The 12980-nt window shown below is 41.9% G+C and carries 10 protein-coding genes; 6 read left to right on the forward strand and 4 right to left on the reverse strand.

Going from position 1 to position 12980, the window contains the following annotated elements; translation table 11 throughout:
• Positions 1 to 653: 653 nt before the first annotated feature.
• Genes B3H30_RS09065 through B3H30_RS09075 form a run of 3 tightly spaced genes read left to right on the forward strand, consistent with a single transcriptional unit; the run spans position 654 to position 6538 of the window.
• Positions 654 to 1973: a TlpA family protein disulfide reductase gene (locus B3H30_RS09065; RefSeq protein ID WP_286710031.1), complete on the forward strand. Its 1320-nt coding sequence runs from the start codon at positions 654 to 656 to the stop codon at positions 1971 to 1973.
• A complete protein-coding gene (locus B3H30_RS09070) occupies positions 1966 to 5187 on the forward strand; it encodes a SusC/RagA family TonB-linked outer membrane protein (RefSeq protein ID WP_286833976.1) in 3222 nt (1073 codons plus the stop codon). Before B3H30_RS09065 ends, B3H30_RS09070 begins: the two co-directional genes overlap by 8 nt.
• A gap of 16 nt (positions 5188 to 5203) precedes the next feature.
• On the forward strand, positions 5204 to 6538 hold the full coding sequence (locus B3H30_RS09075) for a RagB/SusD family nutrient uptake outer membrane protein (RefSeq protein ID WP_286710033.1): 1335 nt from the start codon (positions 5204 to 5206) through the stop codon (positions 6536 to 6538).
• 60 nt (positions 6539 to 6598) lie between these two features.
• Here B3H30_RS09075 and B3H30_RS09080 read toward each other — a convergent pair whose 3' ends face one another.
• From B3H30_RS09080 to B3H30_RS09095, 4 genes are all read right to left on the reverse strand, one after another.
• Entirely contained in the window at positions 6599 to 6925 is a 327-nt protein-coding gene (locus B3H30_RS09080) for a hypothetical protein (protein ID WP_286710034.1), read from the reverse strand.
• Positions 6926 to 7088: 163 nt separating this feature from the next.
• The gene (locus B3H30_RS09085; protein WP_286710035.1) at positions 7089 to 7760 is read right to left on the reverse strand and encodes a DoxX family protein; all 672 of its coding nucleotides are present in this window, start codon (positions 7758 to 7760) and stop codon (positions 7089 to 7091) included.
• Positions 7761 to 7859: 99 nt separating this feature from the next.
• Positions 7860 to 8729: a hypothetical protein gene (locus tag B3H30_RS09090; RefSeq protein WP_286710036.1), complete on the reverse strand. Its 870-nt coding sequence runs from the start codon at positions 8727 to 8729 to the stop codon at positions 7860 to 7862.
• A gap of 21 nt (positions 8730 to 8750) precedes the next feature.
• Positions 8751 to 9743, reverse strand: a complete 993-nt coding sequence (locus B3H30_RS09095; RefSeq protein WP_286710037.1) for a helix-turn-helix domain-containing protein — start codon at positions 9741 to 9743, stop codon at positions 8751 to 8753.
• Between the two features lie 535 nt (positions 9744 to 10278).
• Between B3H30_RS09095 and B3H30_RS09100 the strand changes: the two genes are divergently transcribed.
• From B3H30_RS09100 to B3H30_RS09110, 3 genes are read left to right on the forward strand one after another with little or no spacing between them, the layout of a single operon-like run.
• Entirely contained in the window at positions 10279 to 11160 is an 882-nt protein-coding gene (locus B3H30_RS09100; protein WP_286710038.1) for a hypothetical protein, read from the forward strand.
• Positions 11161 to 11206: 46 nt separating this feature from the next.
• Positions 11207 to 12235 carry a hypothetical protein gene (locus B3H30_RS09105; RefSeq protein WP_286710039.1) on the forward strand — a complete coding sequence of 343 codons (1029 nt, stop codon included), beginning with the start codon at positions 11207 to 11209 and terminating at the stop codon, positions 12233 to 12235.
• A 1-nt stretch (position 12236) separates the two neighbouring features.
• Positions 12237 to 12980, forward strand: a complete 744-nt coding sequence (locus B3H30_RS09110; RefSeq protein ID WP_286710040.1) for a LytR/AlgR family response regulator transcription factor — start codon at positions 12237 to 12239, stop codon at positions 12978 to 12980.

Genomic DNA, 12980 nt, shown 5'->3' on the forward strand with positions numbered 1-12980 from the left:
AACGTTTAGGACGCAAGTGATTAAAACAATACATTTGCACCATCTTAATAGGTGGTAGCACTTATGAGTCTTGTCTACGAAACCTGAGAAATTTCAAATGGAACAAGGCGATAAGTGGATCAAAACGCCCGTCGGTGATGGCGCGGCGTCCGCTTACTCGTTCCATAGGCTTCTCAGGGCCGCGTAGACAGTAGGTTGGATGCCGCGCCATTGTTGGTTTCTACACTTGCCACAAGACTCGTTTCAATAAACAAACGAGTTATGAACAGAAAACAAATTACTAAAAACAAAATCAGGCCAGCGGAGTAGCTCTGCAAGCAAAGTCATATGATGACTTCCTCTAATCTTGAAGAGCGTAGCGACCCTATTATTTACCTAGAAAATCTCAATCAAACGCTCTTAGGTTACAATTTATCAATCATTTTTTTATTTGTGACCTAAGCAAGGCTTGGGAGCAAAAGCGATGCGTTTGTAAGTATCAAAAGGAATTCTAATCCAAGCAGGTCACAGCCCTATTAATACCTTTAAAAATGACTCATTTTTACAAGGGTGGGAGTGAACTGCCTATTGGTACACAATGCTCTTGCCTACAACAGACTAAATCGAATTGCTTAAAATTGTCAATCCTTATCTGGGGGATTGTAATGTTTTCTATGTTTAGTTTATCAGCTCAGACGCCCCGCAAGGACAGCGGGGCCGATGGGCTTCAACTGATTAAACCACTTAAGATCGGGGATAGCATTCCCCAATGGCTATGGAACCATCCAGTGGGGGTAGCCAATCATGCTACTGCTAAAACCACGATCTCCCTTCAAGAATATAGAACTAAAAAACTAATCATTCTTGATTTTTGGGCGACATGGTGTGCTCCATGTATCGCGATGATGGATAAAACGGAACCACTCCAACAGGCAAATAAGGAGGATATTCAGATCATTCCTGTTACTTATGAGCCTTTGTCAAAGGTAAATCAGTTTGTAGATAGACGTATCCAAAATGATAAGAGTAAAACCAAACTCTTTACTGTCTACAATGAGACAACCTTGCAAAAGGCATTCCCCCATAAATTGTTGCCGCATTATGTGTGGATCAGTACCTCAGGTATATTTCTGGGGGCTTCAAATGGGGATCAGCTTACCCAAGCAAATATTGACAATGCGATAAATGGTATCGTCTCTTTTAGTCAGAAAAAAGATTTTAGAATCCCTTATCAATCTAAAAGAAGCATGCTGCAGGCAAACAATGGCTTAGAGGACGATGACCTGACAAGTTATAGCTTATTTGGGACATATAAAGCCGGGATGCCTGCCGGAAGGGCGGCTGGTCAATTGGATGATGGTAGGAGTAGGCTCACCTATATTAATGGTACGCTGTCTTCTCTTTTGGGAACAGCCTATTCTCGTCCCGATCGCTACTTTGGCCGAAATAGGATCAAATTTATAACAGGGGATAGCACAATGTATGCTATTCCGAAGAATGAAGACACCTTAAAGCAGTGGCGTAAAGATCATCTTTTCTGTTATGAAAGTGTAGGCAGAGGCTCGGTCAATGAGCTACGAAAAACAATGCAACAGGATCTAAAACGGCAATTCCCTTATTTGGATATCGATACCCAATCCGTCCATCACCTCTGCTGGGTGATGAAAGGCAATTCTACCAACCCCAAATTGCGGTCGAAAGGTGGTAAGCGTCGGAATATCGTCGATAGGAATGGATGCTCATTAAGGAATGCTTCACTTTTCGATCTGTTCTTTTCAATGAATTTCTACCTCCATCAAAACTCCAAAATCCCGTTTGAATATGAGATTGAAGGTGATGAAGCTGTGGATCTCGAATTCTTTACAGATATGAGGGATATGGATGCCGTTAACAAAAAACTAAAACCCTATGGGATCAGCTTTGTATTGGAACGACGCCCTGTAGAAATGGTAGTAGTGACTGACCTGAGAGAGAAAGGAGCAAACCATGAATAATGTATATAAAATAATTTGTCTCCTTCTCCTGAACTTGTATGCTGCCTGTGGAGTTTTTGCACAGGAGGGGAATCCATTTAAGCTTGTCGTCAGAGATAAGGAAAACGGAAAACCTTTACAGGGGGCGACGGTACGGTCATCCTCGGGCTGGCAGGTAAGTTCTGATGGCAATGGTGAGGCAACCGTAATATTGAGGCCGCAGGATAAGGCTGTCTATGTACGCTTATTGGGATACGAACCGGATACCATTTTATTGCCTGTCACCGGGAATAATTATACGGTCAGACTCGTGTCCAAAATAAATGCAATAGAAGAGGTACAGATCAATACGGGCTATCAGAGGCTTTCAAAGGAAAGATTGACAGGGACTGTAAACAAAGTGGATGAAGCTATTTTGAAAACTGTCGTTTCCACTTCCATTATAGATCGCCTAGCCAATAATGTCCCTGGACTGGTATTTAATAAAACGGGGGGTAATCCGTCCGATCAGACGCAGATAAGCATTCGTGGGCAGAGTACATTGTTTTCGCGACCTGATCCATTGATCGTACTCGATAATTTTCCGTACGATGGTGATCTGTCGAGCATCAATCCCGATGATATCGAATCCATCAGTATCTTGAAAGATGCAGGGGCTGCATCTGTCTGGGGCGCCCGGGCTGCAAACGGCGTGATTGTGCTGACCTCCAAAAAAGGCAGTGCAGCGTCTGGGCTGAAAATAGACTTGACTGCACAGGCAACAATCGGTGACAGACCGAACCTTAAATATGAACCGCGCATTTCATCTGCTGATTATATTCAGATCGAACGGGAGCTGTTTGATAAAGGATTATATAAAACGCAAGAGACGAACGCCAATAAAACTGTATTGACGCCTGTGGTAGAATTACTGATCGCCAATCGGGATGGCTTACTCGCTAAGGAAGACCTCGAGTCGCAGCTGCAAAGTCTTGGTCAGATTGATCTCGATAGGGAAATGAGCAAATATTTTCAGCAGCAGTCGCTCAATCAGCATTATGCGTTGAGTATAAATAAGGCAACCGCAGGGGGAAACTGGTTATTATCGCTGGGCGTAGATAAGAATAGGGACAACTTGGTCAAAAATGGCTTTGAAAGATTAAATGGGCGACTATTTATAGAGCAAAAATTTTGGAAAGATCGATTGACTTTTTCTGCCAATATCGCCCGAAATAATACAAATCTTTTTACGCCGAATCCGGGGACGCTCTATATGACAAATCTAAAGCAGTTATACCCCTATGCGAGATTAAAAGATGATCAGGGATATAATGCTGTGGTCAACAAGGATTTCAGAGCCACTTATTTAAATAGCGTGATGGAGCAAAATATTGGCCTGTTGGATTGGTATTACCGACCGCTGGATGAAGTGGATCTCTGGGACAAAAAGCGTCAGGATAGGGAGTACCGTATAGATTTTAATCTTGGCGTGAAGCTGATCGATGGGCTGCTGCTCAATACTTCCTATCAGTACGTAGACAGAGACCTCGAGGACCGGGACAATCAAAGCCTGAACTCTTATGGCGTCAGGAGCCTGATCAACCAGTTTACTACGGTATTGGATGACGGAAAAATCCTCCGGAATATTCCATTGGGCAATATATTGGATGTAGAGCGTCAATCCGTGGCCACCCACCGACTTAGGATGCAGGCGACTATTGACAAAACGATCTCAAATATATTTAATATCCAATCGGTGGTCGGAGCAGAGGTAAACAGGGCAGCAACCAGTGGCTTGCAAAATAGATTGTATGGCTACAATGCAGAGCGGGCAGGGATTAGCAGTGTGGACTATCTCACGCTTTTCCCAAGCTTTGTGAACCCCGCGGGTACCAATCTGATTCCATTCAAAGATGATGTCTCGAAGTTAACGGACCGTTTTGTTTCTTATTATCAAAATTCAAGCATATCCATTGCATCCAAATATGTGCTCACCGCAAGTACCCGATTTGATCAGAGTAATATTTTTGGTGTGCGTACCAATCAAAAGGGTGTACCGCTATGGTCTGTTGGCCTGGCTTGGTCAATTAACAAAGAAAACTTTTTCAAGGCTGATCTATTCTCGCAATTGAAGCTTAGGACAACGTATGGTCTCAGTGGTAATGTGAATAGGAACTTGAGTGCTTTCACGACAGCATCCTATATGGGCTTGGCTCCTTTTTCAAGATTGCCTTATGCGACGATCCAAAATCCCCCGAATGCTGAACTGCGATGGGAGAGGACGAAGGTATTTAATGTGGGGATAGATTTTGGTCTGCTCAAAAATAGGATCAATGGTTCATTCGATTATTTTCAGAAACGCGGGGTTGACCTGATCGGAGATGCGCCTTATCCCGCATCAAGCGGTGTGACCCGATATCGTGGCAATGTAGCGGCATCAAAAGGCCATGGCTATGAACTCTTGCTCAATGGACTTATCGTGGATGAAGCTTTTCGATGGAATAGTACTTTGATGTTGAGCCAGGCTAAAGATATCGTTAGTGATTATATGGATCTGACCATATCCGGTTTAAATATGATTCAAGGTACCAGCATAAATCCTCGTGTAGGTAAACCGCTGTATAGTATGTATAGTTTCGATACAGAGGGTTTGGATCCAGTGACAGGAGATCCCATCGGGATACTAAATGGCGAACAAAGTACTGACTGGAATGCGGTCATATCGAAAACTAAAATTGAGGATCTGCTCTATTATGGATCATCAAGGCCAACGACAAATGCTTCATTCCGAAATACCTTTAACTGGCGGAATTGGAACCTGACCACCAACATCAGTTACCGGGCGAACTATTTCTATCGTTTAAACTCAATTCGGTACACTTATAATAATGTATTGGATAACGGTCTCGAATCAAGGCATGCCGATTATTTGCGACGTTGGATAAATCCAGGGGACGAACAGCATACGACTATCCCGAGTGTTCCTACTACCGCAAATGGGAATCGTGATAACCTGTATCTCTATGGTGAATCTCTGATCCGGCGTGCCGACCATATCCGTTGGGAAGATTTGGCCGTATCCTATCGTCTGGCTGTTGCTAAGGATTGGTTAAAGTCAGTTGAATTCTCATTTTATGTCAATAATCTCGGTCTGATCTGGCGGAAATCAAAGGAGAAGATAGACCCAGATTTTGCTGGAATCGGACAGCGTCCTATGCCACGGACATATTCTTTTGGCGTTCGGTTAGGTTTTTAAAATAGAAATATACACAATGAAAAAGATAACAACCTTAATGCTTTCCTTACTTGTCTTTTGCGCTTGTTCGAAGGATTTTTTAGAAGAAAAGAGTAATCAAAAACTGCTGGTGCCCAATACGCTGGAAGATTTCCAGCTACTCTTGGATAATAATGGGATCATGAATAGGACTCCCGGACTGGGACAGATCGCGAGTGACGATTTTTATATTACAGCAGCTGGTTTTACAGGTTTGGACGAATTGAACAGATTAGCCTGTACCTGGCAATTACATAACACTAATGCGCTGGTCAGTTCGGATTGGAAAATACCCTATGAGCAGATTTTTTATAGCAATATTGTTCTTGATGGTTTGGCAACATTGGGCGATAACTCGGAGGCTGCATCACAGATCAGAGGACAGGCTTTGTTCTTTAGGGCATATGCGCTGTTTGGCCTGTTGCAGGAATTTGCCCCGATTTACGCGGAGGAAAATAGGACCAAGGATGCGATCCCCATACCACTTCAAAGTGATATAACCGCAGTTAGGCCTGTTTATAAGCTTGAGGATGCTTATGGTCAAGTTATTAATGATCTATTGGAAGCTGAAAAGAAACTGCCTAGGAGCCAAGATATAAAAACAAGGCCTTCGGCGCTAGCTGCTTTATCTATGTTGGGACGAGTTTACCTCGTTATGGGGGACTATGCTCAAGCTGAAATTTATCTGGGAAAGGCAAATGCAATATACAGTAAACTGATCGACTACAATTCGCTTTCAGCTACTTCTAAAAGACCATTTCCAACAGATTATCCGTCGGGTACGGGCAATGAAGAATGGATTTTTTATAGCCCATTGATCAACTATTTATTTCTATCCTATAGTAATACTGAAATAAGGGTGAACAGAGAATTTATTGATTCATACATTCCAAATGATTTACGTAAAGCACTTTACTACCAGGACAACGGCAATAATGGGTATAGCTTTAAAGGGTCTTACAGCGGGTCTAAGTTAACGACAATGTTTGCCGGTCTGTCTACGGATGAAAACTATTTGAATTATGCGGAGGTGCTGTTGCGAAATGGCAAAAGGAAGGAAGCGGTCGGAGTCATGAACAGGCTGCTCAAAACGAGGTTTAAAACTGGTACTTACGTGGATATAGAAGCGGATGATGCCGCATTTACATTGGATTATTTACTATCTGAACGACGTAAAAGTTTAATCGGGAAAGGACTGCGATGGATAGATATGCGACGGCTGAATAATGATAAACAATATTTTATCAATGCTAGGAAGGAGATAAATGGTGAAATCTATGAATTGAAATTGAATGATGAGCGGTTGCAGTTTCAACTTCCATATAATGAGTAAAGCGAACGATCTGGTAACAATAAAATAGAAGGGGCTGTCCAGTTGGATAGCCCCTCTCTATTAATTTGAAGAATGATCTTCATACTGGCCCTCTCGGATATTGCCATCCGGAGTTTGATTGGATGGCGATGGAGGTGTACTGAATTGACCAGAACAGATTTGTTCTTCTTGTTCGATACAATCCCAGCCATCTTCCAGATCCCCTTCTTTTAAAGGATCCAAAGGTGTTGATTGATACACCCCAGCAACCATAGGATAATAGGGATCAGTTTGTTTTTCTGATTTGTCTATACCTGCCGATGTTAATGATGACACAGTTAGACCCGCTGCGATACCTAATCCTAGGATCGACATAACGTTAACTTTGAAAATTTTTAATAGGTTCATAACCTTAATTTTAAATGGTAAATAATTTGTTTTTAACCGCCTGTAGCTGCCAATTTTTTCTGTCCGTAGCCCTCAGCAGGAATACAGGGTAATTCATGTCTTTTGGCAGACGCGCCCTTCACTCGGATAGCCTTGCATCAGAGATCCGCTGTTGCTTTTGGTGCTATTCTTTCGTATGCGTATGCTTACATTTCAGCCTATGCAGGGTTTCCCTTTTTTCATTTCTCCATATTGGGATCGACCAGGTGATTTTACTGCTATCTATTTTATTTCCTTTATCAGGGTTAAGTTTGGATTTTAATATCCACCATTGGAGTACAAAAGCCCAGCTGCTGATCAATAGCAGGAATACATTGAATACGAAATGCTTTTTCCAGCCGATCTGAATGATTAGACCGCAGTTGCACGGAAGCTTGTCACTCCACACATGTAATATAGCTAGGCCAACATAGGCTGTGAAAGCAGTCATTAATAATGCTGAAAATCCCAGCCCAAATAACCGGGTGCGATGATAGCCAATCAATAGTGCGGCAATAAGCTCACTGCCTGGTATAGCGTATGCCAAGAACACGGCAAAAGGTCTTGGGAATGGCTGACGTAGCATCCCTTCCATATTTTGTTCAAAACCTGTAAGCTTGTTGTAAGCGACGAAAATCCAGAGGCCCATCATCAGTGAGCCATAACAAGTCACCGCGATTTCTTTCCAATAAGCTAAGCAAAAGCGAATGACCAGCATCGCAAATCGCGACAATAATCGGATTCCCGCTTTCGCCAGCGAAGGGGTCTTTCCAATTTGAAAATCTTGTTGGCTGATCTGCCTATTTGTATTGTTCATCTGCTTACTAAGTTTACAACGCTAAATTAGCTTCTTATACCGCCCTAGTGTTAGGCCAAATTTGATCGAGCGATATGCCAAGTTTGATATCGATCTTCATTAGCCTTCATAATCTGAAAGCAGATAGGGGTAGCCTTTGGGGAACTCATCATAGACATGAAGGTAGGCCAATACAAATGGGCATACCCAGCGTCGGTTGAGTAGGTCGACAATTGACGATAGGTTAAGCGGATCAATGTAGGAGCTGTCATAACGCTCGAGGATTTCGCTGATATCAGATTTGATCTGCTGGCGCCGGCTATCTTTTTCTTCGTAGTCTAGATCCCCATACAAAATAGCCCAATACATATCTTGCAATTCTACAATGTAAAGTAATTCACCATGCCAATAATCCAGCTTAAAGCCATGCTTTTTTAGAATTGTAAACAAAAGTTCCAGACAGTGATGTACGTCCATCTCATCGAGATAGGGTGGCGGAAAGGCCGTGAAAGCGATATTAGCCCATTCTTTGTCGACCTGGTTATTGACATACGCCAACTGGATCATGATGCCTTCACATTGCATTTCGTCAAAATAGTAAACATCGAACTCATGGTCTCGATAGAGAGCAGAGCTAAAGGTAATTTCGATCAATATGCTGGATAGGATATAGAAGAGCTCCAGGTGATCATTGCCCAATGGAGGAAAGGTGAGGTAGAGGTATTCATCAAAACTTAGTGGTGGTTCGGAGCTGATTTCCTGATCCGTTTCCGATCGCCTGACGTCGATCCGGGGGGATAAATAGTCATCCATTTGGAGAAATTCATGGTAGAACTCATAGCGACAGACCATAAGCTCCTGATGGAAGGAACTTTCTCGCCAGCCTTGCGGAGCCAACAAGGTCATCAGTTGCGGTACGGCCTCATAAGCATCCTGAAGAATCTCTTGGGTGATTTTAGTGCCTAGTTTTTTGTTGTTGTTAAATTTCATGTTTAAGTTTATCGGTTATTTTTAGCGTTTGAGATTTTTTTCAATTTCGGCCTTAAACTGCGATGCAGTTTTGCCGGTCAACTTCTTTATAAACCGGTTGAGTTCGCTCGGACCGCTAAATCCGGTCTCATCTGCAGTAGCACCAAGTTTATCATGCTCCACGATGGTTAATTGTACGAAGGCCAGCAAGCGCATATTGCGTTCGTCTTGCATGCTAATACCGTAAAATTGATGGTATTGGCGGCTTAGAATCACTGGATCGACACCTAGGACCTGAGCAATCTCATGGATGCGCGTCTTTGCGCCTTCATGAAAGACTATCAAGTCGAGCAGTTCTTTCGCTTTCTGTGGGAGAGGTAGGATCGGATCCTCTACCTCGATAAGCTTAAAACGGCTGAGATGAACCAGGAAAATTAAATATCTGAGCAGGATATGCTCGTTGTTGAGCGTATTGGGGTTAAGCTTGCTAAATAGAATGCGCAAATATTTGATGGTTAGCGGGCCTACCCTAAAGTCTGCACTTTTAAGTGTTGCCGCAGACTGTTCCTTCTTAGCTTGAATAAGATGTCTGATAAAAGAAAATTGCTGTAGAACAGGTGGTCTGAACATGCCCGCATCGACAATAAAGCCAATCAAAATGTGATGGCCGACTGGCAGATGTAAGTTGTAAAAGCCTTTAGCGAGGTAAAAATATGCACCCTTTGCTTCTGACAGTTCGAAGGTAAAGGATTGATCCATACGTTTGCCGTAAATATGGCCTGTACTTAATTGAGGATAGATGAGATGCAGGTCGTTCATCGTGATCTCAACCTGCAGGTTCATGGCCTTTTGGATCCGGTACTCGTAGTAATAAAGATAAGCATACCGCCCATCGAAGATCTGCTCGCTGATCTGGTTGTCGGTAGATTGCCAGTGCATTTGCTCTGCATTGCGGATGGGGTAACTAAATGTTTGCTGAGGTTGGTTGACTGCGCTAAAATCCTCATTTAAAGAAAATTTGTAAGTTCTTTTCATCTCGGTTATATAAATAGTTAAAAGATGATTTTATGAAGTTTAATTAGAAGGAGCCAAATAAAATTGTACATAACTGATTTTTGCCTGTGACTGACTACCACGATTGGCTGACTGTATTTTACGCACTGTAAATAGCATATCGCTGTGGTAAATGGATTGCAACTGTCTATTTCCCGTGTATGTACATTTTTTTTTCAGATAGTTTTGTTTAACCAACATATTTGCGCCATTGGATCCAATATGGACTAGTTAATTTCTGGCGGAGGGAGGGTACAACCCGGCGACAGAAAATGGTGTAACATGTAGATACTATGAAATGGAATCAAAAAATGATCAAATTTTAAAAAGTATGGAACTGATTGAAGACAATGTTCAGACATTGACCTGGGAACAGTTGTTGCCGTTTATCGCTGAGGAAGCGTCTACCGGCGACAGATGTCCGATCTTTACCATCTAAAAAATGCAGCCTTATACCCGATAGGGAGCGGAGTTTTACCAAAGCATCGCTCCTTTTATTAACCAATTTAAATCATTCATGTTAAAAAAATACAATACCTGGGATTTCGCGCTATTTTCCGCACACCTCCATTATTATATGCCCTCTATAGCCTGGCATGATCATTACCAATTATATGACCAATGGAAATCTTATCATATTGCCAGGCCTTTCCGCCCAGTAGCACAATGGAGTGCTTTAGATCCAAACGTGTTAAAAGACGGAGGCCCTAAGATTATCTGCCTGTACCATTTAGGTTTTCATGCACAATTACCATGGGTGCTGGCCGATCAGGGGATTCAATTCGATATATTGATGGATAAAAAGGTATACCTGGCCCAAAATGGCGAGATGCAGGAAATGCAAACAGAAATGCGGTTAAGGGGATTAAAATTCCGTTACCTGATTAGTGATGATCCATCAGTACTATTAAAGGCCAGGAGTACTATTCAAGAGGGAAGGCATCTATTGATTTTTGCAGATGGAAACAGTGGCGTATCTGAGTCGAGGCATAAAAAAGTAGCCATTGATTTTTTGGCCAATCGGATCTATGTCCGTACCGGAATTGGCCTATTGGCTTACCTACTAAAGGTACCCGTTGTACCACTTTCCCATAGGATCATGGATGAGCGATATCGGCTCAGCTATGGAGCGCCTATTGTTCGTGATAAAAATGAGCAGCGAGAATTTTTTATCAGCCGCTGTATGCAAGGCCTCTATAATTTTCTGGCTATTGAAATAGACGACCAGCCCTGGAAATGGGAATGCTGGGGATATCTGCATGAAATGAATTGCTATGATATAGTTGCTTATACAGCGGAGCTAGCTCATAAAGATAAGGAGCAGACCTGCATTAAACTGAAATTAAATGGAAGGAAAGGTTGTTTTAATAGGAAATATTTTTGTTACAAATTCCTGTAAAAATAAAATGTAAGTAAATTCAGGTAGTTATACTGTATTTTTCATCATGAAAAACGTTTATATTTTACCGTCTTTGCATTTCTTTTGCTTCGTAGTTCTGTTTACGATCATAGGCGGACTAAATTACTTTCGTGATGACTATCATATTCCTTTGGTTCAAATTAGTATTGTCATTTCGCTGTATTTGGGTTATAGTATATTGATTTCCTATTTGATCCTGCAAGCTTGGAGTAGAAGCTTGTTTAAAATTGTGGTAAACGCGATAATCTATCTTTTCCTCACGTTCACGTTTATTCCCTTCATAGATTTTTTGGTGCATAGTTTTCTTCCACGGTTGGGTGTTGTTTTCTTTGAAGTTGGCTTACCTGAAAATTATGTTGCATTTCGCGCGCGACTCATTTCTGGTTATATGACGGCTAATTTATTTGCGATATTCGCCTGTCTGACTTATGGCGCAATCTATTTGGTAAGAAGCAAGCGCCAGCTCAACAAAGATCTAAAACAATACCGCGACCGCGCCGTGGCAATAAAATATACCTCGCATTTTCTGACCTCGGTTTTCGCCAATAAATTTGGTGAAATGCTGATTAACGACGTCCCTAAAGACAAAACGGCAAAACGTGATATTATTCAATTTTTAGCTTACTTGTTAGAAGTGGAACAGCTCAAGAAAACGGCTACAGTGGTGGATGAAGTGGATCATCTGGAATGCTTTGTGCGGCTGTTAAAAATGTATTATGGGGAGGGAACTGTATTATATAGCCGTGAGAGCGACGACAATATCCGCTATCCGGATATTCCGACAGGTGTGCTCTTCTTTCCGCTGGAGAATTGCCTAAAGCATGCCAATATTTCGGTCGAATATCCTGTTTCCTATAAAATTAGCTATACGGCAGCCGGCCTCGTTGTAAACTGTCACAACAGTTGGTCGCCAAAAGAAGGACTCGTTCATTCGGGGACAGGTTTTGCGCTGTTGGAGGCCAAGTTAGCCCTCGTAGATTATACCTCATCGATGGAAGCGAAGCAGGATGACGGCATTTTTTCTGTGCACTTGAAACTAAACTTTTTGAACTAATATGAACAAACTAAATTACCGCCTATTAATTGTTGACGATATGCCACAGTCTTTGGTGTATGTATTGATGTCGCTTAAAGAACTTCCTTTTATCAACGATGAGATTAAGATTATCGAAAATCCGATAGAGGCCATCACTTATTTAAAAGAAAATGAGGTCGATATTTTGATGCTTGATATGGATCTCAGCGATAGAGAAATAGATGGTATAAAATTGTCGAAACTCATCCCCAACCCACCGGTAATGGTGGCCTGTTCGGCACACACAGATTATGTTTTTAAAGCTAACGAAGCGGGGTTCTGCACCTATTTCAGTAAGAAGATTAGTTTCAATGCGTTAAAATCCAAAATGGAAGATGTAATTGAAATTGTGGATAGGAAATCGGATAGAAAAAATAGGGATGTAAAAAGTTTGAAAATAAAGAGTCTGGAAGGCGAAATGATTGACATCGCAGTGGAGCAAATTTATTATGCTAGTGTGGAGAATAATACAATTGATATTTTTTTGGAAAAAGAAGAATATCAATTTAGGGGAACTCTGAACGATCTGCAATCGGAACTTCCGTCAGACCGGTTTGCCCGGCCACGGAATAATACATTGGTGAATTTGGCCATGGTTGATCTTGTGCGTCCGGATGAATTGTATCTGGTAAAACCAAGGAATGGCTTCCGCATTGTTATGACAAGATACTTTAAAGATAATTTTAGGCATCAATATGAGGCCTATAAACAGAACAATAGATAA

Origin of the sequence: Sphingobacterium sp. UBA7038 (assembly GCF_002494055.1) — a bacterium.
Classification (GTDB): domain Bacteria; phylum Bacteroidota; class Bacteroidia; order Sphingobacteriales; family Sphingobacteriaceae; genus Sphingobacterium; species Sphingobacterium multivorum.